Genomic DNA, 24,949 nt, shown 5'->3' with positions numbered 1-24,949 from the left:
TGTCGTTCCCTTCGATAATATTTAGGTGTTTAGCCGCGCCAGCTCAGAAAGCGCTTTTCGACCTGCCCAATTACAAAATTCACGAGCAGTCCCATGACCGAGAGGATGGTGACGCCGGCAAAGAGCTTTTCCAGGTCGTAGAGCGAGCCGGCCTCAAGGATGTAAGAGCCGACGCCGTATTGCGCACCGAGCATCTCTGCGGCAACGAGAAGAATGATCGCGATCGAAATCGAGACGCGCAGACCCGAGAGGATTGCCGGGAATGCCCCGGGCAGGACGATCTTGCGGACGATCGACCACCAATTCAGCCCGAAGCTCTGGCCCATGCGGATCAGCGAGCGATCGACGTTGTCGACGGCGCCATAGGTGGCAACCACGGTTGGCGTGAACGTGCCGAACGCGATCAGTGCGTATTTCGACATTTCGTCGATGCCGAACCAGATGACGAACAGAGGCAGGAGCGCGATCTTGGGGATCGGGAACAGCGCGGCGACGAGCGGGACCAGTCCGGCGCGGACATAACTGAAAAGGCCGATCAGCACGCCGACCGCTATGCCGACGCTGATGCCCATGAACGCACCGACGAAAAGCCGCTGCAGTGAAGGCAGAAGATGCTTCCACAGCAGACCCGTCTGCCAAAGCTGGACAAAGGTATCGAGGACCGCCGAGGGCCGTGGCAGCGTCAGGTTCGAGATGAACCCGCTACGGGTGCCGATTTCGGCGAGCGCGATCAGAACGACAAAGACGGCAATGCCGACGCCCTGCACCGGGATCGGCGCAAAGCCGCCACCGCGGAACGATACGGTCGATATCTTTCCTGTTTCACCCTTGCTTGATGTCTCTACAGGGCTGGAAAACGTTGTGACGTCAGACATTGACCAACTCCTTGTCGGCCGCCATGGCCTCTTCGCGCATCAGGTCCCAGAGCTGCTTCTGTTTTTCTTCCAGTACAGGATCGCCGAGATGCCGATCCGACAGTGGAATGTCGATATCGACGATCTCGCGGATCCGGCCTGGCCGGCGGGACAAGACGACGACGCGGTGCCCGAGCCGGACCGCTTCGTTGAGATTGTGGGTTACATAAACCGAGGTGAACGGCTGGCGCGTCCAGAGCGAGATCAGGTCATCCATCAGCAGTTCGCGGGTCTGGCTGTCGAGGGCTGATAGCGGTTCGTCCATCAGCATGACTGCGGGACGGACCGCCAGAGCCCGGCTGATCGCCACGCGCTGCCGCATGCCGCCCGACAGTTGCTTGGGAAGGGCTTTGCGGAACTCGGAAAGGCGGGTGCGATCGAGAACATCCGTCACGATTTCGTCCATCTGACGCCCGCTCAGGCCATGGTCCTCGAGGACCAACCGGATATTGCCCTCGACCGTGCGCCAAGGCAGCAGAGCGAAATGCTGGAAGACGTATGTCAGCGGGTTGAGCGAATCTGCCGGCGGATTGCCGACCTGCAGCACGTTGCCAAAGGTCGGCCGCTCTAGGCCACCCAGGAACCGAAGCAGGGTCGACTTGCCGCAGCCCGACGGTCCGATCAGGCAGATGATCTGCCCTTGCGGAATGTCGAGCGAAATATCCTTCAAAACCTCGACGGCTCCATAGGAGTGGCTGATGTTGTTGAGCTTCAGATCCATGGGTACTCCAGGCTGGCCGCAGTGCTGCCGCGGGTTCGACCGGTCAGATAGTCTCGACGTAGGACGTATCGAACAGCTGTTCGTTGGTGATCGCGTCCTTGACCATGCCTTCGGACTTGAACCATTCGAGCTGTTCGACACAGCTTCCAAGCGACAATGCGAGGCCCTCGTTGACGCGCATGGCGCCTTCGGTCAGGTTCTGCTTGGCCGTTTCGAATGGGCTGTCGCTTTCCACATATTTGTGGACGATCTTGGCCAGGGCGTCGCGCTCGGCGTCACCTGCCTTGTTGTCGACGAAAGCAGCGTTGTAGTCGGCGATCGCCCGCGAATAGGCCTTGACGAAAGACGCTGTCATGTCGCGCTCGTTGGCGGCGTTTTTGGTCGAGGTAAAGGCGGTCGTCACCTGGTAATCCGGTGCGTAGTCCGACACGAGGCCGATTTGCTTGGCAGCGCCTTCGCGGATCATCTTCTTGGCTACATTCGGCTGAATGGCCCAGGCATCGATCTGGCCCGTGGTCAGGGCGCCGACGATTGCGCCAAGCTTCTGCAGCGGACGCAGCTGGATGTCGGACAGCTTGATGTTGTTGGCTGTGGCAATCTTGTGCGCCATGAAATGGAAGGAGGATCCGGCCGTTGTGATGCCGAAACTCTTGCCGGACAGTTTCGAAGGGTCGGTGAGACCGGCCTCATAAGCCTTGTTCGACGCCAGGATGATCGCGCCGGTAACGCCCTTCTGTTCGGTCAGCGCGCCGCCGATAACCTTGATGGCGTCCTTTTGCGCGAGGCTGATCAGGCCACCGCTCATCGCGGTAACGCCGAAGTCGGCATCACCTGAAGCGATTGACACGGCCATTGGCTGCGCTGCCTCGAAGAACTTCAGTTCGATGTCCAGCCCTGCGTCCTTGTAGTAGCCGCGCTCGAAGGCAATGAAGCTCGGTGCGTGGCTGGCAAGGTGAAGCACGGCGAGGTTACGGGTTGCAGCCCGTGCAGGCAGACCAAAAGCCGCAGCGCTGCCGAGTGCACCCATGCCGATGAGTGCCTGACGGCGATTCATTTGAAACTTCATGATTATCCTCCTCCAAGGACGGCGTTGCGTTACGCCAGTGCCCCTCATTGCCACTCACCGCACCAGAAGACAACAAACAATGATTATGCCTCCCATGCCTTCAGAGCATGTTACCCGGCCTCTCAGGGCAGCGGCGGCAGGGCTGACAGTCGTGCGGCGATGATCTCGATCAGTTTGCGCAGGTTGGCAGAGTGCGAGCGACGACGGTTCCACAGGACGGATATCGAGAACTGAGGTGCGTTGTGGATCGGCCGGATGACAAGATTGCTGCCAACCGGGCCGAGGGTCGTGACGTAGTCGACAAGGACGATACCCATGGCTTCGTTCGCCAGCGCCAAGGCAGTGTCGGAAAAGCGCGCAACGGCACGGGTGTTGACCTTGAGCTTCTCGCGGCTGAGGAAACGATCAACGATTGTCTGATGGGCACCCCCGGCGGCAAAGCTGATGAAATCCACGTCGGCAAGATCCGCTGCATGGATGACGGGACGGGCCGCAAGGCTATGGCTCTTGGGAATGACGGCCACCAGATCGACGCGCCCGACATGTTCCCTTTCGATCAGCGGATGGTCCAGCGAAGCAATCGTCACCACCGCTTCACCGCGGCCGGTAATCAGATATTCCTCGATCTGGTCGACCGGCAGCACGTCGAAGAACAACTCGATACCCGGCACTTCGACGGAGAGCGTCCGCAGCGCCTGCGGAACCAGCGCCCGCGCCACGCTGGCCGTCGAGCCGACCCGAAACACGGCGGTTTCGCCGCGCGCGATACGGCCGATCTGCGTTCCAACACCGGTCAGCTGGCGGATCAACGGATCGATTTCCGCGTATATTTCCAGCGCCTCGGACGTCGGCACCAGCCCGTTACGATCACGGGCGAAAAGCGCGATTCCAAGCAGGTCCTCAATCCGGCGGATCGTGCGGCTGAGCGCCGGTTGCGATATGGTGAGAACCTTGGAGGCGCCGGTGATCGAACGCGCCTGCATTACCGCATGGAAAACCTCCATCTGGCGCAGGCTCAGCAATCCGTCGGTGGTGGCCGGCACCCTGTGCTGGTGGTCGTCGTTCTCAGCGGGCATCGGTGATTTTCCCAAGGAAGGCCAGCAACCTCTCGATCATCTGGTCAGCCGCCGTTTCGGGCAGCAGATGTCCGCCTGGAAGACCCTCGCCTTCTACCGAGACCGCCCAGTCAGCCCAGATGTCGAGCGGCGTGCGTCCGCCACCGTAGAGCCGGCCTTGTTCGGAGAGCACCAGCACCGGCGCCTGTATCTTTCGACCGGCGTTGCGATCGGCAAGGTCGTCTGCCTCGTCCACCGACGCGCCAGCCCTGTAGTCTTCGCACATCGCATGACGGACCTCGTCACTGTCGAAGGCCATCCGGTAGTCTTCCAGCGCCGCAGGATCGATCAGGCGGATGTCGCCGGCCATCTTGGCGAGCGTCAAGTCGATAAGAAAACGCGGATCGGCCGCCATCAGCGTTTCAGGCAGCGGTGCGGGTTGCGCGAGCATGAACCAGTGCCAGGCGCCAAGCCCGAAAGCCTTGCCTGCCCCTTCCCACATTTCCGGCGTCGGCACGACGGTGACGGAAACCAGTGCGCGCACCTCCTCCTCGAAATCGAGCGCGAGCCGATAGGCAACCCTTCCGCCGCGATCGTGGCCGACGACGACGAAGCGGTCGTGCCCAAGGGCTCGCATCATCTCGTGCAGGCTCTTCGCCATCCGGCGCTTGGACCCCATATCCATGAGCGTCCCGGTGACCCGGCTATCGCCGTAACCCGGCAGGTCGGGCACGACCACGGAATAGGAAGCAGCGAGCACGGGCGCGATCCGGTGCCAGGCCGAACGGGTTTCCGGATAGCCGTGCAGCAGCAGGATGGCAGGGCCGGAGCCTGAGGTGAGGACGGCGAAATCGACATCAGCCGTCTGGACGCGACGGTCCTTGAACCCCGGGAACAGGGCGTTTGCCGGTCTACTCATCGATTTTTGCTCCTGCTTGCGTGTTTGTCACAGCTGCCGCGATTTCTCGGAGCGCGGTTATCAGGCTGTCGACGCCTTTCTGTCTTGGACGACGGTCGCAGACGTGAACATAGGCGGAAACGCTGGCGCTGTTTTCGATCGGTATTGCCACCAACCCATGGACATCGCAGTCGATTGCCGAAAAGGCATCGAGAACGCTGATGCCGATACGTTCGGCGACGAAGGCGAGAGCGGCGTCGACAAAATGGACGTAGACCGCCGTTTTGCGCGTCTCGCCCCAGCGCTGATAGGTCTGATCGATCAGAAGACCGTGCGTCGTGGTCGCGCCAAACGAAATTAGTTGTTCGTCCGAAAGATCCGCTGGCCTGACGGACCGTCTACCTGCCAGCGGATGGCCAGCAGGCACCACGCAGACCAGGCCAGCGGTGGCGATTGGGACAGTCTGGATAACCGGATCGTTAACCTCCGCGATCGTCGCGACGCAGGCCCCTTGGCCAAAGAGGAGGTAGTCACGCACATCGCGCTGCGACAAGGAATCGCTGTAGAAAGTGCCGGCGGTGCCTTGCTGCTGCAAGCGCTTCAGTGCCTTCGGGATCAGCCGGGCGCCAAGGCTTGGCGTGGAGCCGAAGCGGAAGGTGGACGCGTCGCCCCGGGCAATCGAGTAGATGACATCGGACAGTATTTCCGACTGCTGATGAACATGCTCGACCTCGGCAAGAATGAGTTCGGCCTCCTGCGTCGGGACCAGCCGGCCGGAGATGCGGGCAAACAGCGCGATGCCGAGCTGGTCCTCCAGACGCTTGATCGCGGTCGACAGGCTGGGCTGCGAAACGCCGAGATGTCTTGCGGCAACCGTCAGCGAACCCGTCGCCATGATCGTCCGAAAAATCTCGATCTGCCGTTCCTTGAGCTTGGGGTTCGGCATCCGCCACGGGTCTCCGTCCTATAAATCCGGGTTATACCCTGGTTCGGAAACTGTATTGGCGTCAATACCCGCGGCCGCCTATCGTCGCCTTTATGCTCGCAACCGCAGTGAGCATCATCGATTGAGAACCATAGGATGAGCATTATGCGTGGTGGTCGATATGATGTCGTGGTGGTCGGAGGCGGTGCAGCCGGCATGAGCGCGGCGGTGGCCGCATCCCGATCGGGCGCACGAGTTCTGCTCGTCGAGCGGTACGGATTTCTCGGCGGCGCAGCCGCAAATTCTCTGGTTCTCGCCTATTGCGGCTTCTACCAGAAAGGCCCCGAACCGGTCTTTGCCGTGCGCGGAATAGGTGCGGATCTCTTGCACACCCTCCGCACGCTCGGCCAGGAGGTCGCGCCGATCAGGTCGAGCAGCGGCAACTGGATCGTCATGCTGGATCCGGAGGCAATCAAGTTCGGCTTCGACCAGATGACCGACGCTGCCGGTATTGACGTGTTGCTGCACTCTCGCGTGACAGCCGTCGCAACCGGCTCGGACGGCCTGACCGCAATCACCGTGACTGACCACGCCGGTTGCTACGAGATCACTGCCGCCGCATTCGTCGATGCCAGTGGCGAGGCAGCGCTCGCATCGCTCGCCGGGTTCGAAATGACAGTCAACAGCATGGCAGGCGACAAGGTTCAGCCGGCCTCCATGCCGGTTCGCATCGGCGGAGTAGCGCCAGGGGTTTCATTCGACCGGGCGCGGATGGCAGACCTGATTGCAAGGCACAACGAGAGCGGCGATACGCAAATCCACCGTGCAGACGGGGGCGTTATGCTGCGGCTTTCGACATCGAACGACTACTGGTGGATGACGATCGACCTCGACACGGACGGTTTGAGCGGCGCAAGTCTTGGATCAGCGGAACGCCAGGCACGACAAGAAGCGTGGCGAAACCTTCAGTTGCTGCGGCAGCTACCGGGCTTTGAAACGGCCTTCATCGCGGCGACCGGACCGCAGATCGGCATCCGCGAAACGCGCCGGCCACGGTCGCGCAACGATCTGACCGGCGCTGCCCTGGCAAAAGGCGAGCGGCGCGAAGACGGTATCGGCCGCGCAGCGTGGCCGATGGAAGTTCATGAGGCGCCTGGGAAAGTACGTTTCGTCGATCTTGGGGGAGAAGGATTTGCAGACATCCCGATGGGATCGATCGAGGCTGCCGGAGCTTCCAATCTTTTCCTCGCGGGCCGCGTCGCCGGGGCCGATCAGGCAGCCTATGGTTCGCTGAGGGTGATGGGAACCGCTTTCGCAACAGGGCATGCAGCCGGCGTTGCCGCAGCATTGCGCGCCTCGAGCGCAACAGTTTCGGCCGACGACGTGCGGGCAGCGCTTACGCTCCAAGGCGCGTTGATTTGAAATCCTGCAGGTTCACTGGCGGCCGGAAATCGGCGGGACGACAATAAATTTGATCACCGCAGTGCCGGGGCCGCGTTGAGTTCAACACGGCCACGGCGTTTATCGTCGCGGAAACAGGAACCGCTTTACCCGCGAGCGCAAAGATCAGGGCTTGCAGGTCTGTACAGCGCCGGGGAGCTTGCACCAGTCGGCATACCAGGTGTCGAATAGCGTCAGCTGGGCTTCCACATAGCCGCGCTGGCTGTCGCTGAGCACGTCCGTTTCGATGAAGTTCAGCGCATATTCTGCGTCACCCTTCAGGACCATCATGTGCTTGAAATAGAGAACCAGATCCGGGCCTTCATCGAAGGAGGAAAGCACGCCGAGCGCTTCTTCCAGTTCCTTGGCGCGCAAGCGTGCATCTGTGTTACCCGTGGCCGCGGCTTTCGCGAGGTTGCACAGATGCAGCACTTCCTTGGGAAGAACGTTGCCGATGCCTGTAATGGCGCCGGTTGCGCCGCAATTGACGTAGCCGTGGTAGACGGCCGTATCGACGCCGATCATCAAAGACACGCCGTCATCGCGGCTGGTAATGGTTTCGGCCGCATAGCGCATGTCGGCCGGACCGCCGAATTCCTTGAAACCAACGAGGTTCGGGTGCTCGGCGCGAAGCGCGAAAAACAGATCGGCGCGCGTGGCAAAGCCGTAATAGGGGCTGTTGTAGATGACCGCTGGCAGGTTCGGTGCCGCGGACAGGATTGCCTTGAAATGCGCCTTCTGGGCGGCGATCACGGAGCCGCGCGACAGAACACGCGGGATGACCATGAGACCATTTGCGCCGACCTTCTGGGCGTGTGCGGCAAGCGCGACGGCAGATGCGGAGTTGATCGCGCCAGTGCCGACAATCACGGGGATGCCAGCCTCAACCAGGCGCGAGACGCCTTCCATGCGCTGCGCATCGGTGAGCAGGGGCCAGTCGCCCATGGATCCGCAATAGACCACTGCCGACATGCCCGTTTCGATCAACTGCTGTGCCTTACGGACCAGCGCGTCAAAATCCGGCATGCGGTTTGCGGTGCACGGTGTCATCAGCGCCGGAACGACGCCCGAAAATATGCTTGCAGTCACGGGAAGCTCCTTCGTTTCGGCGCACGGAAACGCGCCCCTGTCCCTATCGACGAGCAGCATAGCGTCTTCTTCAATCTTGTCGACAAGAAAAATACAAGGACCTACAGGAGGATGTCGAGCCTGTCATGGCGGGTGAGCAACCGCTCGATCTGGGCTTCGATCTGCTCACTGTGAGCGCGGCCGAGCCTGTCCGCGGCCTCGACGTCTCGCGCTTCGATCGCCGCGATGATTTCTTCGTGTTCGTCCACAAAGCGGGATGGCAGCCGATCATCATAGGATTGGTAGTAGAGACGCAGCATTCTCCGCCCTTCGCCCAGCAGACGCTCAAAGAAGCGCGCATAGTATTCATTGCGGCCAGCCGCAGCGATCGCCGCGTGAAAGTCCGCATTGGTTGCGATCATGGCCAAGGCGTCCTGGGCTTCGACAGCCGCTTTGAATTCTGCCTGATGAGCTCGAATGATGTCGAGGTCACCTGCCTTGTGGTGCTGCGCGGCGAGCCGCGTTGTGACCCGGTACATCAAACCCAGCGCATCGAAATAGGCGTGCATGCCGAGAAAGTCGATGTTCGACACCATGGTCGACCGGTTCGGCAGGGTCTCGATCAGCCCCTCTCCGGCAAGCCGCACCAGAGCTTCACGAATCGGCGTGCGCGACATGCCGAACCGCGTTGCCAGTTGCACTTCGTCGATCGCACTTCCGGGGGCGAGGCGAAGATCAAGGATTTCATCCCGCAAGAGGTCATAGACCTGCCTCGCGCCGGACCCCCTCTTGCGCTCCAGCGCATGATTTTGATTGCTGTCGTCCATGCCGGCACCCACAAAGTTTTTATCTGTCATTCATGCACTACTGCATCCTCTCCTCGTCGTCAGCCCGTCCGGCAATTCGAACGAAAGTCTTGACGACCGTCGCCAGCAGCATATTCATCGCCCAACGCTACCGCTACGCCAACTGCGCACGCTCAAAGATCTCACCCCTCGCGTAGGCCCCGCCCGCCGAACAGCGCTTTCAGGAAAGTCCCAGCATGAGTGCCCCTGCCTACATATCGTTCGAACAGTCGCTTGCCGGTTTTGACAATATTGCTGCCGCGGTTCCGCCGATCTCGAAGGAGGAACTGAACGCGCGCATAGCCAAGCTGCAGGGGCTGATGCGCGACGGAGGCGTCAAGGCGGTCTATCTCGATACATCGACGAGCCTCACCTATTTTACCGCCATGACGCTCGGGGCGAGCGAACGCATGCATGGTGCGATCATCCCTTCGCGCGGCGCTCCGATCTATATCAGCCCAGCCTTCGAGGAGCCGAAGACCCAGACGCTAATCACGATCCCCGGCGAGATCGCGGTCTGGGAGGAGCATGAGGATCCGGCCCGTTTGGTCGCTGACCTGATCTGCAGCCTTGCCGCAGACGGGAACATTCTGGCCTTCGATTCGGCGACGCCATTCGCATTTTCCAGCCCGATCACCACGCATCTCGGCGACCGCCTGACGGTTACCGGCGCCAAGGACTTGATTGCCCAGTGCCGGCAGATCAAGTCGGCGAACGAGATCGCGATCATCCAGGCCGCGATGACCGCGAGCCTTCGTGTTCACAAGGCCGTCTGGGAAGGTCTCTACGAGGGCGTGAAGACAACGGAAGTCACCGATTTCATTGCCGCTGCGCATGCCAAGCTCGGCATGAAACACATCTTTGCCGCCGCGCAGTTCGGCGAAGCGACCGCCTATCCGCACGGCGTTCCCTATGCGCAGACGCTGAAGGCGGGCGACATGGTGCTGATCGATCTCGGCGCGCATATCCACCGCTACTGCTCTGATATCACCCGCACCTATGTCTTCGGAGAGCCGACGGAACGGCAGCGCGAGATCTGGTCGCTCGAACAGAAAGCCCATCGCGCCGCCTTTGACGCGGCAAAGATCGGGATCGCCTGCGAAGAGGTTGATTTTGCCGCCCGCAAGGTGCTGACCGATGCCGGCTACGGTCCCGACTATCAGGTTCCCGGCCTGCCGCACCGGACCGGACACGGGCTCGGCATGGACATGCACGAAGACCCCTACATCGTTCGCGGCAACAAGACACCTCTTGCTCCAGGCATGGTGTTTTCCGACGAACCGATGTTGGCACTCTACGGGGAATGCGGCGTCCGCCTGGAAGACATCATCTACATGACCGAAGAGGGCCCCGCCTTCTTCACGCAGCCGTCGTCCTCTCTCGAGCGGCCGTTTGATTGACGAGGCGAGTCTATCCGAGGGCGTGAGCCGGGGCCGGCGTCACCTGTGTCGGCCGGCGCAGCCTTCTAGCCAGTCGTCATCCTGCGCAGAACATTTGTTTTCCAATAGAACTGGTGGACAAGAGCGCCCAGCACATGGCCGGAGATCAGCACCCATAAGGCGACTTTGAGGACATCGGCATGCAGTTCCCCTGCACTGCCGTAGCCAAGATAGTATGCAGCCATGCCAGTCAGCGGCATTGCGACGAGCAGAATGTAGAGCGCGGCATGCGCGGCTGTGGCAGCCATCCGAAAAATCGGGGGTTCCTGCGGCGGGGATGCCGGAACGCCACGGGTGAAGCGGATGATCAGGCGAAGCACGACGAGAGCCAGAATAGAAATGCCCACATAGGCGTGAATATTGGCACTTGCCACTTGGTCGGCAGAGGCCATCCCGTCTCGCTCCATACTCCGGTTCCAGTCGCTCATGCCATCGGGCAGGACGAGGTTGAAAGTGACGAGCGCAGCGGTAAGCCAGTGCAGGACGCGTTGAGATACGGAGAATGATAGAGGTCTAGACGTTGTCATTGGTGATCCTTCCATCGTGGTTGTCTCAGACGTCGCATGGGGCGATCGGATGGTGAGCGTCGACGGGGCATTGGGTTTGATCATCGAGATCGCTTGGTGCGGGGACTTCAGCTTCACACGCACCGTTTCATTCCTTCGGTTGTCAGGATGATCGACTAGAGGCCGAAGCTGACATTGAACTGAAGGCGGTCAGGGTCATTTCCCAACGCCTGCCTCCGCTGCCATGACGCGGTCTCGAAGCGTTTTGCGACTGCATCAGGTAGAGAGACCCAGCCGCCACGACGGTCCGTTCCGGACGGCCCGAACACCGTGCCGGTCGCCGTGGAAAGGTTCATCCGCGGCAGCCGTTGCGGTCACGGATAGAGTTATACGGGGTGAAAGACCGATCATTCAAAGCGTATGCGAAAGCAGAAAAAAACAGACGCCGTGTTCAGGGGAGTCAATCCAAAAGTTCGCGTAAGACGGTCGCGAGCTCCCGAGCAGTATGTGGTTTCCGTAACCATCGTCCTGACTGAGCCAGTTCTTTACCGGCGATGGTTGGCTCGGCGTATCCGGACGTGAACAGAACCTTTATCGTCGGCTTTGCCATCCTCACTTGATCCGCAAGCTCGTTGCCTGTCATGCCGCCTGGCATGACGATGTCGGTAAAGAGGAGCGAGATGTCATCGTGCTTTTGGAGGAGTTCGAGCGCCTCAATTCCAGTTGCTGCTTCGATGATCTGGTAGCCGAGGTCTGCAAGCCGTGCGACCACAACTCGACGCACCCTCGGATCGTCTTCGACGACCAAAAGCTTTTCCCAGCCTCGGGGCAGCGGAGCGGTTTCGGCCGTGTCGAAATGCGTGATCTCTTCGTCAGCTTTTGACCGGGCGGAAGGCAGAAAGAGCCGGACGCTCGTTCCCTGCCCGGGCTCGCTGTAGAGCTGGATGTTTCCACCGGATTGCTTGGCAAAACCGTAGACCATACTCAAACCCAGACCTGTCCCGGCACCAAGGCCCTTCGTTGTGAAGAACGGGTCAAAAGCCTTCTCGCGAACCTCGGCCGTCATTCCCGAACCCGTGTCCGTTACTGAGATCAAGACAAAGTCACCAGTCCTTACCGACGGATAGGTTTTCGCGTAGTCAGCATCGAGTTTGACGCTGGAGATATCGATCGTCAGCCTTCCGCCTTTTGGCATAGCGTCGCGCGCATTTATCGCCAAATTCAGGATGGCATTCTGGAGCTGCGATCCGTCGACCGAAGCCTCGATGGCCGCGCCTGATATAACCGTGCGAAGCTCAACGGCTTCTCCAAGGGTTCTGCGTAACAGGTCCGAAAAGCCGCCGACGAGTTGCCCTATGTCCACCGTTCTCGGATTGAGGCTTTGACGCCGTCCGAATGCGAGAAGCTGGCTTGTCAGTTTGGCTCCGTCATCTGCCGCGCTTTGCGCCTCACGCAGGAGCACTCGAAGCTTTGGATCCTCAAGCTTGTTATCGATCATTTCCAGATTGCCGCTGACCACGGTCAGGAGATTGTTGAAATCATGAGCCAAACCGCCGGTCAGCTGGCCGATGGCCTCCATCTTCTGCGATTGGCGCAGTTCTTCCTCGATCTTGTGTCGGCTCGTCAGGTCCCGGATGAAGCCCGTAAAGATCCGCTTGTTGTGGGTTGCTGCTTCGCCCACCGAAAGCTCCATCGGAAAGGTCGAGCCGTCCTTGCGTCGTCCGGTCACAACCCGGCCATATCCGATAATGCGCCGTTCGCCGGTCGTCAGGTAATTGGAAATGTAGCTATCGTGCGCCGCGCGGTCGGGATCGGGCATCAAAACCTTGACATTCAGTCCGCAGACTTCTGCTGCCTTGTATCCGAACAGCCGTTCCGCAGCCGCGCTGAACGATGAAATGATGCCCGCTTCATCAATGACGACCATCCCGTCAGGAACGGTATCCAGGATAGAAAGCTGGTGGGCCTCGCGCTCGGCGACGGTTTCCTGCATCACTTTCATCGCCGTGACATCGTTGTTTGTCTGGACCACGACCTGCTCGGCCGAGCCCAGCGGCGACAGAAGAACCCAGTGGGTCGCAATGAAGAGAGGACGGCCATCCTTGTGGTGATGGATGACTTCGCCGCTCCAAGACTGCGCAGCCAAGAACCGGTTTCGTTGTTCTTCAACAGATTCAGGGAACTGCGTGCCGAGAAGCTCGTGAACCTCTTGGCCAACGGCCTCGATGCGTGACCATCCGTAGAGGTTTTCGCATCCTGCAGTCCAGCTGCGGATGATACCATCCGTTCCGTGAACAATGATGTTTGCCGCATCCAGCAAGCCTGTAACAGCAGAAAGCTGTCGTTCGAGCTCATCTCGACTGCCTCTATATGACATAGCTTTCCCATGATCGCACGCTCAGTGGGACCGTCCCCCGCGGACGATCGTTAACCGGGGCTCGCGGGAACGATCATCTTCATCTCCGGCCATCTGCGCAAGCAGAACCGGACGGCAGATCGTTATCGCGTTTCGAGCCGCCACACCGTCGATTTGGATGGCACCCTTGCCGATGAGCTTTGTCATGGTGCGCGAGACTGTTTCGATTGTCAGTCCAAGGTAATCGGCTATGTCCTGCCTCCCCATGGGAAGCTCCAGCGTGGTCCGGTTGCCTGAGGAAGCCGCTTGGCGCCGGAGTGTCGCCAGCAGAAAGGAACAAAGGCGTTCCTCCGCGTTCTTGGACGACAGGAGTACCATCTGATCCTGCGCTGCCGCCATCTCGTCGGAGACCAGAGCGAAGAGCTGTGGGCGCAAGTGATCACTCTCGGTCACCGCTGCATCGAACCGGCGTCGTGACAATCGCCTCAGGGTTACAGACGTCACCGCCTCGGCACTGTAGAGATAACGCCCGCCAAGCGAGATGCCGACGATATCGTTTGGATAGAGGAAGCCGGTAATCACCCGCCGTCCGTCGGCGATGATCCGAAAAATTCTCAACGTACCTTCGAGAATTTCGAAAACATCGACCGCATCGTCGCTCTCAAAGAAAAGCGCTTTTCCCGCTGTCAAATGTTCAAACGGCTGCTTGCAGAACAGGCTGTGAAGGCTGGTTTGGTGATGGACTGCGTGAAGAGCAGTCGTCCCACTTTCATAATTCTGAGTTGTACTGAGCATAACCGTGCCTCCAATCTCGATGCGCGCAGTTGACTCGCGTGGCGTGACGGGCGGATGCTGTTTCCGTGACAATCTATGGAATTGCGTAACACATTGTAACAGGAGGGGATAATGGCGCGGCAAAATCCTGCGACAGCTCACATCCTCATCGTCGATGATGATGTGAGGATCACTCAAATGTTGAAGCGATATCTCGACGAAGAGGGCTATTTAACCAGCGAGGCCAAGGACGGTGAGGAGATGCGCCTGCAACTTGCGCACACACAGGTCGATCTCATCCTGCTGGACGTCTCTTTGCCCGGAGGGGCCGATGGTTTTGATCTTGTTCGGGAGGTGCGAGCGGCGTCCGATACCCCGATCATCATGCTGACCGGTCGAAATGACGTTGTGGACCGGATCATCGGGCTTGAGATGGGCGCCGACGACTATCTCGCGAAGCCGTTTAACCTCAGGGAGCTGCACGCCAGGCTGAAAGCCATTCTTCGCCGGCGAAACGTGCAACCTCCCGAGCAGGAAGAGACCGACAAGATCGTCCATTTCGACCGCTGGGCTCTGAACCTTACGCGACGCGAGCTGTCATCAGCGGATGGCGAAGGTATCCATCTGACAACAGGCGAATACGACCTCCTTGCTGCCTTTGTGGCCCATCCAGGACGCGTGCTGTCGCGAGATTTCTTGCTAGAGGAAACAAAAGGGCGCCATCTCGATGCCTATGATCGGGCAATCGACGCTCAAATCGTCCGGATCCGGCGCAAGGTGGAGATCGACCCCAAACAGCCGCAAATAATTCGCTCCATCCGGGGCGTCGGCTACATGTTCGCCGCACGCGTCAGCGTGGCGAAGGTTGCTTAGAGGGCGATAGGTCATACGTTAAACCGGCCCGCGGTACTTTGAAAGTCGAGGTGTCGCCCAGAAGCCAGTGGTCCGTTTTGGCGACGGGCCAGACGTGGATGCGATTGCATCCTTCCTCTGCAGCGCGGCGTTTCGCATACTCCAACAAGCGCCCTGCCACGCTGTGCTCATTGAGGAGACTTACGGACGCGAGAACAGGAACTTCCAGCTGTTTGCTCAAGCCACTTTGCGGGCTGACAAATACCAGGGAAATCCCGCGGACAACCCCTGCCGGGTCGATTACAGTAAGCCAATTTCTCCGGAGGTCTTCTGTGGAAGTCGCTGCCTGCCACTCGGCAAGATCAATGTTCGGAAAGAGATGCCGAACGATTGCGTAAGCACGAGCAACGTCCGAGGCTCGAAGTGCACTGACCGTATAGTCCGCATCCATCTCCATCCCCCCATTGCACCGTTACTCTTTGGTGGACCGGCTGAGCCTGCATTGACGGCGGTCAACGCAACGACTGCAGATGTCGAAGGGTCAGCGCGGGTGAAGAAAGACGCAATATGGACGCTGAAGCGCCTTCTTCAGCGCGTAGCGTGAGGATCGAAGGAGAGCGCAAGGATGTGCTTATCCATTCGCCCGATGAACCTGGAAGGCATGCCTGCTCGGAAATCAGGCGACGGTCTTCAACTGGTCCTCTGCCAACATCCGCTGCGCCACAAACGCCTGACCCACAATGGCTCAACGATCAACGCCCCGTTGCATTGCGCTTTATCAATGAGAGCCGCACCATTCCGGGTGAAAGAGTTACCGGAGGCGAGCCACCGAGAACGACCGTTTTGAACACGCGGCCCCAAAGCCCAGCCATGCGGTCGCAGGACTACTGAATGATTGCCATTACAGCGCCGTGTCGAGCCGCGGGCTGCAAGAGGACGTGAAACAAGGACGCCTTTATGACGGACAAGCTTCTCCTCACCTTCAATGCCGGATCTTCATCCGTGAAAATCGGCATCTTCAGAGTGGACGGTGAAAGGCCTGAGCGGATCGGCAAAGCCGTGGTCGATTTTGCAAGCGACCCCGTGTCGCTGCATCTGAAGGAAGGTCCGGCGCAGTTCGAACTGTCGCTGGAAGGCGCTTCCGGCGACGATCTTGCCGGCCTGATGGACAAGGTGTTCGGGGAACTGAGTGCCCATTTCGATCTCGACGCCGTCACCTCCGCCGGTCACCGCATCGTCCATGGCGGCGACGTCTTCGACGGTCCCGTGGAACTGACGACCGCGACTGCTGCGAAGGTTCGGTCGTTGACGGCACTTGCGCCACTCCATCAGCCCCAGGCGCTACGGATGATCGAAGCCGTCCGGCACCTGCGCCCTGATTTGTTCCAGACCGGTTCCTTCGATACGACTTTCCATGCGACACAGTCCGACCTCGTGCGGCGTCTCGCAATTCCGCGCGCCTATCATGACGAGGGTATCAAGCGGTACGGCTTCCATGGACTGTCCTATCGCTACGTCGCCGGTGCACTGGCCGCCAAGGCGCCCGGTATTGCGGACGGCAAGGTCATCATCGCCCATCTGGGCAGCGGCGCCAGCCTCTGCGCCATCGAAAACGGTCTCAGCCGCGATTCCAGCATGGGCTTTTCGACGCTGGACGGAATCCCGATGGCAACGCGACCCGGCTGGCTTGATCCCGGTGTGCTGCTGCATTTTCTGGGGCCGCTCGGCAAGTCGGTCGAAGACGTGGAGGACATGCTCTACCACAAGTCCGGCCTGCTGGGTGTTTCAGGCCTTAGCGGCGATACGCGCGAGCTCCTGGAGAACGACAGTGAAGAAGCGCGGGAGGCAATCGATCTCTTCACGCTCCGGATCGCCGGCGAGGTCGGGAGGCTTGCATCCACGCTCGGTGGGCTCGACGGCCTCGTCTTCACCGCCGGCATTGGCGAGAACCAACCGGAGATCCGCAGGCGTATTGCAGACCAGCTTTTGTGGCTGGGCGTAGAGCTGGACGGTTCGGCCAATCAAAACAACGCGCCCACGATCAGCACCGCGGCAAGCCGCGTTGCCCTTCATGTCATCGCTACGGATGAAGAACAGATGATCGCAGAGGAGTGCCTGTCCGTTTTTCGCGCGAGGGAACATCCCGCCACCTGACGGCACCGCGGAGGCGTCGCTCCCAGTCACGACAGTAATTTTCGATCACTCGCCCTTTCGAAGGAGCAAGAAGATGCAGCTACGTAACAACCTGCCCGTCACGCCCGAGATCAGCACCGAGGAGCTGACGCTCATCGACCGCTATTGGCGGGCGGCAAACTATCTCTCCGTCGGGCAGATTTATCTTCTCGACAACCCACTGTTGAAGGAGCCCTTGAAGCCGGAGCATATCAAGGCACGGTTGCTCGGCCACTGGGGCACGACGCCCGGGCTTAACTTCATCTATGCGCATCTCAACCGGATGATCCGCAACCGCGATCTCAGCATGATCTATGTCTGCGGTCCCGGCCATGGCGGTCCCGGCATGGTGGCGAGCACCTATCTCGAAGGCACCTATAGCGAAATCTATCCGGACATCTCCGAGGATGCCGAAGGTATGCGGAAACTGTTCCGGCAGTTTTCCTTCCCTGGCGGCATTCCAAGCCATGCAGCGCCGGAAACCCCGGGCTCGATCCATGAAGGCGGCGAACTCGGCTACGCTCTGGTGCATGCCTATGGCGCAGCCTTTGACAATCCGAACCTCATTGTCGCCTGCGTCGTCGGCGATGGCGAGGCCGAGACCGGACCGCTTTCCGCAAGCTGGCAGTCGAACAAGTTTCTGAACCCCGCCCGCGACGGTGCGGTGCTGCCGATCCTGCATCTGAACGGCTACAAGATCGCCAACCCAACTCTTCTCGGCCGCATGGCGGACGAAGACATCGAGCACCTTTTCCGCGGGCACGGCTACGAACCGTTTTTCGTGGAGGGCCATGAGCCTGCCGATATGCACCGGCAGATGGCTGCGGCATTCGAGACGGTTTTCGATCGCATCCGCACGATACAGGCCGAAGCCCGCGACGGTACGGTGTCGGAAGGCTTCCCACGCTGGCCGATGATCGTGTTTCGCAGCCCCAAGGGCTGGACGGGACCAAAGGAAGTCGACGGCAAGAAGGTCGAGGGTTTCTGGCGCGCGCACCAGGTGCCGGTCTCCGGCTGCCGCGAGGACGACGGGCATCGCAAGGTCCTCGAGGACTGGATGCGGAGCTACAATCCGGACGATCTGTTCGACGCCAACGGCCGGCTGAAAGAGGAATTGCGGGCGCTTTCGCCCGGCGGCGAACGCCGCATGGGTGCCAACCCGCACGCCAATGGCGGCCTTTTGCGCAAGGAACTCATCGTTCCCGACATCCGCGACTACGCGGTGCCCGTAAAGACGCGGGGCGCCGACATGGTGCAGACGACGGAGATCCTCGGGAAGTATCTGCGCGACGTAATGAAGCGCAACGACGCGAATTCGAACTTCCGCATCTTTGGTCCGGACGAAACGGAATCGAACCGGCTCGGCAATGTCTTTGAGGTCACCGACCGCGTCTGGATGGAGAAGATCGAGCCCTACGACGTGCATCTGTCCCGCGACGGCCGAGTGATGGAGGTGCTTTCAGAGCATCTTTGCCAGGGCTGGCTGGAAGGTTATCTGTTGACCGGCAGGCATGGCCTCTTCTCCTGCTACGAGGCCTTCATCCACATCATCGATTCGATGTTCAACCAGCACGCCAAGTGGCTGAAAGTGTCGAGTGAACTGCCATGGCGCAAGCCAGTCTCTTCGCTCAACTACCTGCTCACCTCGCATGTCTGGCGGCAGGACCATAACGGCTTTTCCCACCAGGACCCGGGCTTCCTCGATCTCGTTGCCAACAAGAAGGCGGATATCGTGCGCATCTACCTGCCGCCGGATGCCAATACTCTGTTGTGGATCGGCGATCACTGCCTGAAGACCTGGGACCGCGTCAACGTGATCGTTGCCGGCAAGCAACCTGAACCGCAATGGCTGACCATGGACGAAGCGATCCGGCATTGCGAGGCCGGCATCGGCATCTGGGACTGGGCTGGCAACGAGGACGGTGCGGTCGAACCCGACGTGGTGATGGCCTGCGCCGGTGACGTGCCGACGCTCGAGACGCTGGCGGCGGTTTGCCTGCTGCGGGACGCGATCCCGGAACTCAGCATACGCGTCGTCAATGTCGTCGACCTGCTCGCCCTGCAATCGCAGGACCAGCATCCCCATGGTCTCTCAGACGAGATGTTCGATCGTCTGTTCACCACCGACAGGCCGGTGATCTTCGCCTATCACGGTTACCCCTACCTCATCCACCGGCTGACCTACAAACGTACCAACCACCAGAACATCCATGTTCGAGGCTTCATCGAAGAAGGCACGACGACAACTCCATTCGACATGACGGTGCTGAACGAACTCGATCGCTTCCATCTCGCGATCGAGGCGATCGAACGCGTACCCGGTTTGAAGGACAAGGCAGGCAGCGTGATCGCGATGCTTGAGGACAAGCTGGCGGAACACACACGCTATGTCCGCGAACATGGCGAGGACATGCCGGAGATTCGCGACTGGAAATGGAAAGCCATCGAGACGGTCGGATAAGAGGCCGGACATCAAACGAAGCAGCCCGACCTCATCACGCTCGGGCTGCTTTGAGCGGAAGCACCAAGTCCGCTTGACCACGATCAATGCCCTTGCCTGCGAGTGGAAGAATATCCGGTCTCACACTTAAAACTCGGGGACACGATGACGACATTCTCATTTGAGCAGCGGAAGCAGCGCGAGACGAAGTTCAAGGCGATCCTCCTCCAACGACAGCAGTATCTGCAAACACGCCTCGAAAAAATCGAGCATGACTTTGAACAACCTCGTAATCGCGACGACGACGATCGTGCCGTCGAACGCAACAACGACGAGGTTCTGGATGAGCTCGGCGAGGCGGGGCAAACGGAGCTGTTGGCGATCGAGGCCGCCCTTCACCGGGTAAAGGAAGGCACTTTCGGTATCTGCGCCAAATGCGGCAATGCCATCAGCGAGCAACGTCTCGACGTCGTCCCGCACACGCCGTTCTGCCAATCCTGCGCACACGCGCTTCAGCATCTCTAGACAGCCCTATGGCGGCGTTACGGGCGAAGGCGTGAATTCCGGCAGTGGCTGCGTCTCGGGCGCCTTGCGTTGCGCAAGATCAAAGGTCTCCAGCATCGCATCTGTCAAAGTGAACAAAAGCTGCGAGAGGATTGTTTGATGTTGGTCAGGGACTTCATGACACAGAGGCCGATCTGCGTGTCGGCGAACACGAGTATCAAACATGCGATCCAGCTGATGCTCGATCACAAGGTCAGCGGTCTGCCGGTGATCAGCGACGATGGTCAAGTCGTCGGGATGCTGACGGAAGGCGATCTCTTGAGTCGGAGCGTCTTCAATCTCGGCCCGCAGTCTCCACCGAAAGATCCTGACGATAGTTTCTTCGAAAATTACGTGCGAGCGCACGGCACCACCGTGGCAGATTCGATGACAAAGGACGTTATCTCCGTCTCGCCACAACAATCGCTTGCGGATGTTGCCGCGCTTGTCAGGACGCATGGTGTCAAACGGTTGCCCGTTCTTCAGTCGGAAAGGCTCGTGGGGATCATCAGTCGGAGCGATATCATGCGGGCCGTGACTGCAAACCGCGATGCCGTGGCAAAAGGAGATGTCGCGTTGCGGCTTGCAGTTTTGACGCGGCTGCGCTCGGAGCTCGGCCTCGAGCCAGAGCGACTTACAATTGAGGTCAGGAATTCGATCGTCGAGATCTTCGGCCCTGTCCCCTCGCCTGCGCAACGGCGTGCCATGCAAGTCGTCGCAGAAAGCGTTGCTGGTGTAGCCGGCCTGATTTTCGAAACCAACTGCGTTGAGACACTGGACCACTGACGCGACGTTTGCCTTGTCCAACGCCTTTCGGTTGTCCAAATAGGCAGGCGTAGGCGGCGACCGCCCCTCAAAACGAAGACGACCATGCGCGAGCGATTTCGTACGGTCCGCCTGCGCAGGCACTGTTCGGCTCAAAATCCTGGAGGTGAGACTGGCATCTCCGGTAGTCCGACAACCAGAATCTGATCGATCACCTTGGTGACACCCAGAGTGTTCTCAGCCGCGACCCGCGCAGCCGTCTTCTCGCGTGCATCCAGTACCCTGCCTTCAAGTGTGACCACAGTCGCGTCGACGGCCACCATGATGGTGTCAGCCCAGCGTTGCCGGTCATATTCAGCCTCAAGTCCGGCTTTGATATCCGCGTCGATCCGATCGACGGCGGACGCTGACATCTGTCGGATCAGGGTGCGCATGATGTCGGCTCGCGTGACGATGCCGACAAGCTTGTTATTTTCGACAACCGGCAGGCGTTTGATGCCGCGATCGCCCATCAGGTTCGCGGCATCTTCGACGGTTATCCATGGCTCTACCGTGATCGCCGGCGAGGACATGACTTCGCTCACCTCTTTCCCGAAAGCTTTCGCGTAATCCTCCGCCAACGCACCGCGTGACGAAAACAGCCTACGCCACATCCCGGGCGAAGCCTGCGACCGAAGCTCCCCGCGTCGCAGGAAATCGCTTTCACTGATCACGCCCAGCACCTGCTCGTCAATATCGATCACGGGCAGACCGCTGAACCCGCAATCCAACATGGTGTTGGCCGCCTCCCAGATCTTGGCGTCTGGGTGAACAGAAATCGGATCTGCCGTCATGATTGATCGCACGGTCTGCATGGTCTTTTCTCCCTCGTTGTGGGGAGGTTAAACCCGCGGCTCGGGCCGTCCTTGATCTTCATCAACGATCACCGCTTCGAGCGCCCCAGTCCGGGCAACGCGTGTGCGAAGAGGCCGGTCTGAAGATAATGGACCTGTTCGGTCTCCCGAAAGCGCTTTCGTACCCATCGATTGACAAAGATCATCGCCATCTCTTCCGAGGCTTCTAGGCTTGCTTCATCCAAAACCTCTGAAATGGATGGAGCCAACCATGTCGTTCAAAACTATTCTTGCTGTCGTCGGTGAACACGGCGCCAACGCCGATATTGCTAAGGCCATCGAGCTGACAATTGAGTCAGACGCGCATCTTTCGATCATGGTCATCGGCACGGCGTTGCAGCCGATCACGTCCGACTATCCCGTGGGGACCGCCTGGCTTGAGCAACGGCAGGCAGAGATAAAGGCGCTGGTCAACGTCAAGACGGCCGCCGAGGCGCTGTGCAGCCAGAGCGCCATTTCCTTTGATATCGATCACTTTTACGACGACAATTTCATCCTTCAGAGCAATATCGGCGTGCGCGCCATGTATGCCGACCTCGTCATTCTCGGCAACAGCGTCCGGCGCGAAAGAGGGTTGCGACGTCTGGTGGTCTCAGCTGCAGCCTTTGACGCCCGCACGCCGATCCTGCTGATCCCTTCCAAGGGCAACATCACTTTTCCGCCCAAAAATGTTCTTCTCGCCTGGAATTCCAGAGCGGAATCCGCAACAGCCGCCAAGGATGCACTGGATATTCTGAAACGAGCCGATGCCGTGCATGTCGTTCTCGTCGATCCGGATGGTGCCTACTTCAAAAACGGGGGCGAGCCTGGCGCAGACGTTGCCGCATTTCTCTCGCGACATGGCATCAAGGTTGTCGTCGAACAGCTGGCGAGCGGCGGCCGAGCAACCGAGGACATTCTCACGCAGCATGCATTGGAAACCGGCTGCGACATGATCGTCATGGGAGCCTACGGCCATTCGCGGCTGCATGAACGTATCTTCGGCGGTGTGACGGCTACCTTGCTGGAATCTTCGGATTTTCCGATATTCATGGCCCGATGAGCGGCTGTCACGCACAGTCTTCGAACCTTAGGGGCATCGGCTGCGGTCGGGCCTCTCGTTCCGTCCGGCGCGTTGACGGCCTCATGGCCGTCGCGCGCCCGATGGTTCTCGTGGTTCAGGGCTTGGTCCGTCCAGCACGTTCCCGCGTCGCTGACCCGGTCGATCCTATACAAATCGTCTCGGCGGCAACCGGGGTGGGAATACCGCACTCTAAGATTGCAATCCTGATCATGCGGTCGGTCCCTGGTAGCGGTCCCCCTGTGACGGTCCCCTGCCTCATCAACAAGCGCTTGAAGACGAGGATGACTATGCCCCTGGAACACTGGCTCCGGCCGTTACGGCCCCTTCTCGTCGCGGCCCCGATCTTCGGGCTGACAATAGGATTGATCGCCTGGCACGGCGGATTTCAGGATCTCTATGTCACATCGCTGGCGCTTGCGACCGGCCTCGTCATGGTCGCCCTCGTTGCCCAGATCATCGCGCGCATTGGCGCCGGTGAAATCGGTCTGGATGTCATCGCGCTTCTCTCAATGGGCGGAGCCCTTCTTTTTGGCGAATACCTTGCGGCGACGATCGTGGCCTTGATGTATTCCGGCGGTCAATATCTCGAGAATGTCGCCGAGGGCAGAGCCCGACGGGAGATGACCGCGCTTCTTTCGCGTGCACCTCATGTGGCAACGAGGCGCCGTGAAAGCCAGATGGAGGAAGTGTCGGTCGATTCCATAGCAGTTGGCGACTGTCTTGTTGTTCGGCGTGGCGATCTGGTGCCGGTCGACGGCACCGTGAACGACGGGGAGGCTGTTCTTGACGAGTCCGCACTGACAGGCGAACCGCTGCCTGCCAAGAAACGCCCGGGCGATATCGTCATGAGCGGGGCCGCCAATGTCGGTGACCTCTTTAATATGACCGCCACAAAAGCAGCCTCCGACAGTACCTATGCGGGCATCTTGAAGCTTGTTGAGGCGGCCCAGCAGAGCAAGGCGCCGATGGCCCGCATGGCAGACCGGTATGCGTTGGTCTTCCTGACCGTCACAATCGCAATCGCTTTGCTGGCTTGGTGGATTTCCGGGGATCCCGTCAGGTCCGTCGCTGTCCTCGTGGTCGCAACACCCTGCCCACTCATCCTCGCCGTACCGATCGCTTGGGCTGCTGGTGTCTCAAGGGCGGCAAGCTCCGGTCTTCTGATCAAGGGGGCAAAAATCCTTGAAGAGCTAAGCATGATCCGGACGCTGGTGCTCGACAAGACAGGGACGCTGACCGATGGCAGACCGACCCTGCGAGAAATTTCTACATCTTGGCCGGAGGACGAGTTTCTGCGCCTCGTCGCCTCGCTCGATCAGGCATCGAGTCACGTGGCCGCCAAGGCGCTGGTTGATGCAGCGCATGCCCGGAACTTGAGCCTTGTTTCGCCGGAACAGGTGAGCGAGGAACCCGGCGAAGGAATTGCCGGGACGGTTGGCGACAGAAAGGTTGCCATCGGTGGCATCAACTTCATCGCCTCGGCCTACGGCGTTGAAATCAACGACGCACACACACCAGGAACCATCGCCGCAGCGGTCGCGATCGACGGGAAATTTGCCGGCATCTTGTTGTTTTCGGATCAACTCAGGGCGGGAGCTGCTTCGGCGTTGAACGGTTTCAAGGCAATTGGGGTAACGCGGATCATTCTGGCCACGGGCGACCGCGCGATTGTCGCACGCCAAATCACCGCCGGCCTGCCTTTCGATGAGGTCAGAGCCGACCTCTCGCCAGGCCAAAAGATCGACATCGTCAAGGATGAAAAGACACGCGCGCCGGTGATGATGATCGGCGATGGCGTGAATGACGCGCCTGCCCTTGCTGCAGCGAATATCGGACTTGCCATGGGTGCGCATGGCTCAGCTGCCGCCATCGAGTCGGCCGATGCGGTTCTGTTGGTGGAGAGGCTCGACAGGATTGTGGAGGGCATCGCGATTGCGCACGCCTGTCGACGGATCGCGCTACAGAGTATTTTTGCGGGCATCGGTCTATCGGTGGGCGCGATGATCCTCGCCGCAGCGGGGTATTTGACGCCGGTGCAGGGTGCACTGTTTCAGGAAATCATCGATATCGCCGTCATCCTCAACGCCCTGCGTGCCCTAAGAATCCGACCTTCCGCCTCGCGTCTGTCATAACGCGATTGGCGTCGCGCCTGTCTATTCTACCGCCACTGCTTGGTTTGGCTTGGATCGACGACCCGATCTACAGAGGCGGCAG

At 59.8% G+C, this 24,949-nt stretch carries 21 protein-coding genes; 9 read left to right on the top strand and 12 right to left on the bottom strand.

Annotated features, from left to right (window positions below; translation table 11 throughout):
* Nucleotides 1-29 precede the first annotated feature (29 nt).
* The 6 genes from ASF70_RS04775 to ASF70_RS04750 all read right to left on the bottom strand — a co-directional run bounded on the left by ASF70_RS04775 (nt 30) and on the right by ASF70_RS04750 (nt 5,600).
* On the bottom strand, nt 30-875 hold the full coding sequence (locus ASF70_RS04775) for an ABC transporter permease (protein ID WP_062577879.1): 846 nt from the start codon (nt 873-875) through the stop codon (nt 30-32).
* Nucleotides 868-1,635, bottom strand: a complete 768-nt coding sequence (locus tag ASF70_RS04770; RefSeq protein WP_062577877.1) for an ABC transporter ATP-binding protein — start codon at nt 1,633-1,635, stop codon at nt 868-870. The genes ASF70_RS04775 and ASF70_RS04770 overlap by 8 nt, the downstream gene beginning before the upstream one ends.
* Before the next feature lie 43 nt (nt 1,636-1,678).
* Complete coding sequence (locus tag ASF70_RS04765) at nt 1,679-2,701, bottom strand: ABC transporter substrate-binding protein (RefSeq protein ID WP_062577875.1); 1,023 nt, start codon at nt 2,699-2,701, stop codon at nt 1,679-1,681.
* Nucleotides 2,702-2,823: 122 nt separating this feature from the next.
* The gene (locus ASF70_RS04760) at nt 2,824-3,777 is read right to left on the bottom strand and encodes a LysR family transcriptional regulator (RefSeq protein WP_062459917.1); all 954 of its coding nucleotides are present in this window, start codon (nt 3,775-3,777) and stop codon (nt 2,824-2,826) included.
* Nucleotides 3,767-4,675, bottom strand: a complete 909-nt coding sequence (locus ASF70_RS04755; protein ID WP_062577873.1) for an alpha/beta hydrolase — start codon at nt 4,673-4,675, stop codon at nt 3,767-3,769. Before ASF70_RS04755 ends, ASF70_RS04760 begins: the two co-directional genes overlap by 11 nt.
* The gene (locus tag ASF70_RS04750; RefSeq protein WP_062577871.1) at nt 4,668-5,600 is read right to left on the bottom strand and encodes a LysR substrate-binding domain-containing protein; all 933 of its coding nucleotides are present in this window, start codon (nt 5,598-5,600) and stop codon (nt 4,668-4,670) included. Before ASF70_RS04750 ends, ASF70_RS04755 begins: the two co-directional genes overlap by 8 nt.
* 144 nt (nt 5,601-5,744) lie before the next feature.
* Between ASF70_RS04750 and ASF70_RS04745 the strand changes: the two genes are divergently transcribed.
* Entirely contained in the window at nt 5,745-7,001 is a 1,257-nt protein-coding gene (locus ASF70_RS04745) for an FAD-dependent oxidoreductase (protein WP_244473960.1), read from the top strand.
* Between the two features lie 144 nt (nt 7,002-7,145).
* Here ASF70_RS04745 and ASF70_RS04740 read toward each other — a convergent pair whose 3' ends face one another.
* Both ASF70_RS04740 and ASF70_RS04735 read right to left on the bottom strand, forming a co-directional pair.
* Entirely contained in the window at nt 7,146-8,108 is a 963-nt protein-coding gene (locus ASF70_RS04740; RefSeq protein WP_062578396.1) for a dihydrodipicolinate synthase family protein, read from the bottom strand.
* A 101-nt stretch (nt 8,109-8,209) separates the two neighbouring features.
* On the bottom strand, nt 8,210-8,914 hold the full coding sequence (locus ASF70_RS04735) for a GntR family transcriptional regulator (protein WP_062578394.1): 705 nt from the start codon (nt 8,912-8,914) through the stop codon (nt 8,210-8,212).
* 215 nt (nt 8,915-9,129) lie between these two features.
* Between ASF70_RS04735 and ASF70_RS04730 the strand changes: the two genes are divergently transcribed.
* Nucleotides 9,130-10,332: a Xaa-Pro peptidase family protein gene (locus ASF70_RS04730; protein ID WP_062577868.1), complete on the top strand. Its 1,203-nt coding sequence runs from the start codon at nt 9,130-9,132 to the stop codon at nt 10,330-10,332.
* A gap of 65 nt (nt 10,333-10,397) precedes the next feature.
* Here ASF70_RS04730 and ASF70_RS04725 read toward each other — a convergent pair whose 3' ends face one another.
* The 3 genes from ASF70_RS04725 to ASF70_RS04715 form a co-directional block, all read right to left on the bottom strand.
* Entirely contained in the window at nt 10,398-10,898 is a 501-nt protein-coding gene (locus tag ASF70_RS04725) for a cytochrome b/b6 domain-containing protein (protein WP_062578392.1), read from the bottom strand.
* Between the two features lie 439 nt (nt 10,899-11,337).
* Entirely contained in the window at nt 11,338-13,254 is a 1,917-nt protein-coding gene (locus ASF70_RS04720; RefSeq protein ID WP_062577865.1) for a PAS domain-containing sensor histidine kinase, read from the bottom strand.
* Between the two features lie 21 nt (nt 13,255-13,275).
* The gene (locus tag ASF70_RS04715; protein ID WP_244473959.1) at nt 13,276-14,100 is read right to left on the bottom strand and encodes a helix-turn-helix domain-containing protein; all 825 of its coding nucleotides are present in this window, start codon (nt 14,098-14,100) and stop codon (nt 13,276-13,278) included.
* Between the two features lie 39 nt (nt 14,101-14,139).
* Here ASF70_RS04715 and ASF70_RS04710 point away from each other — a divergent pair, with 39 nt between their 5' ends.
* The 5 genes from ASF70_RS04710 to ASF70_RS04685 all read left to right on the top strand — a co-directional run bounded on the left by ASF70_RS04710 (nt 14,140) and on the right by ASF70_RS04685 (nt 20,800).
* The gene (locus ASF70_RS04710; RefSeq protein ID WP_062577863.1) at nt 14,140-14,880 is read left to right on the top strand and encodes a response regulator; all 741 of its coding nucleotides are present in this window, start codon (nt 14,140-14,142) and stop codon (nt 14,878-14,880) included.
* A gap of 936 nt (nt 14,881-15,816) precedes the next feature.
* Nucleotides 15,817-17,013, top strand: coding sequence for an acetate/propionate family kinase (locus tag ASF70_RS04700; protein ID WP_062577858.1), 1,197 nt, complete (start codon nt 15,817-15,819; stop codon nt 17,011-17,013).
* 73 nt (nt 17,014-17,086) lie between these two features.
* Nucleotides 17,087-19,492 carry a phosphoketolase family protein gene (locus ASF70_RS04695; protein ID WP_062577857.1) on the top strand — a complete coding sequence of 802 codons (2,406 nt, stop codon included), beginning with the start codon at nt 17,087-17,089 and terminating at the stop codon, nt 19,490-19,492.
* A gap of 144 nt (nt 19,493-19,636) precedes the next feature.
* Nucleotides 19,637-19,996, top strand: coding sequence for a TraR/DksA C4-type zinc finger protein (locus tag ASF70_RS23525; protein ID WP_082471766.1), 360 nt, complete (start codon nt 19,637-19,639; stop codon nt 19,994-19,996).
* Nucleotides 19,997-20,065: 69 nt separating this feature from the next.
* Nucleotides 20,066-20,800, top strand: a complete 735-nt coding sequence (locus ASF70_RS04685; RefSeq protein ID WP_156461765.1) for a CBS domain-containing protein — start codon at nt 20,066-20,068, stop codon at nt 20,798-20,800.
* 131 nt (nt 20,801-20,931) lie between these two features.
* Here ASF70_RS04685 and ASF70_RS04680 read toward each other — a convergent pair whose 3' ends face one another.
* Nucleotides 20,932-21,633: a CBS domain-containing protein gene (locus tag ASF70_RS04680; protein WP_062577851.1), complete on the bottom strand. Its 702-nt coding sequence runs from the start codon at nt 21,631-21,633 to the stop codon at nt 20,932-20,934.
* A 250-nt stretch (nt 21,634-21,883) separates the two neighbouring features.
* Between ASF70_RS04680 and ASF70_RS04675 the strand changes: the two genes are divergently transcribed.
* Together ASF70_RS04675 and ASF70_RS04670 are read left to right on the top strand one after the other, a co-directional pair.
* The gene (locus ASF70_RS04675) at nt 21,884-22,714 is read left to right on the top strand and encodes a universal stress protein (protein ID WP_082471802.1); all 831 of its coding nucleotides are present in this window, start codon (nt 21,884-21,886) and stop codon (nt 22,712-22,714) included.
* A 302-nt stretch (nt 22,715-23,016) separates the two neighbouring features.
* Complete coding sequence (locus ASF70_RS04670) at nt 23,017-24,867, top strand: heavy metal translocating P-type ATPase (protein ID WP_082471765.1); 1,851 nt, start codon at nt 23,017-23,019, stop codon at nt 24,865-24,867.
* The last annotated feature ends 82 nt before the right edge of the window (nt 24,868-24,949 follow it).

Origin of the sequence: Rhizobium sp. Leaf321, assembly GCF_001423215.1 — a bacterium.
Taxonomy (GTDB): domain Bacteria; phylum Pseudomonadota; class Alphaproteobacteria; order Rhizobiales; family Rhizobiaceae; genus Neorhizobium; species Neorhizobium soli.
This window is presented reverse-complemented; position numbering and strand designations above follow the sequence as displayed.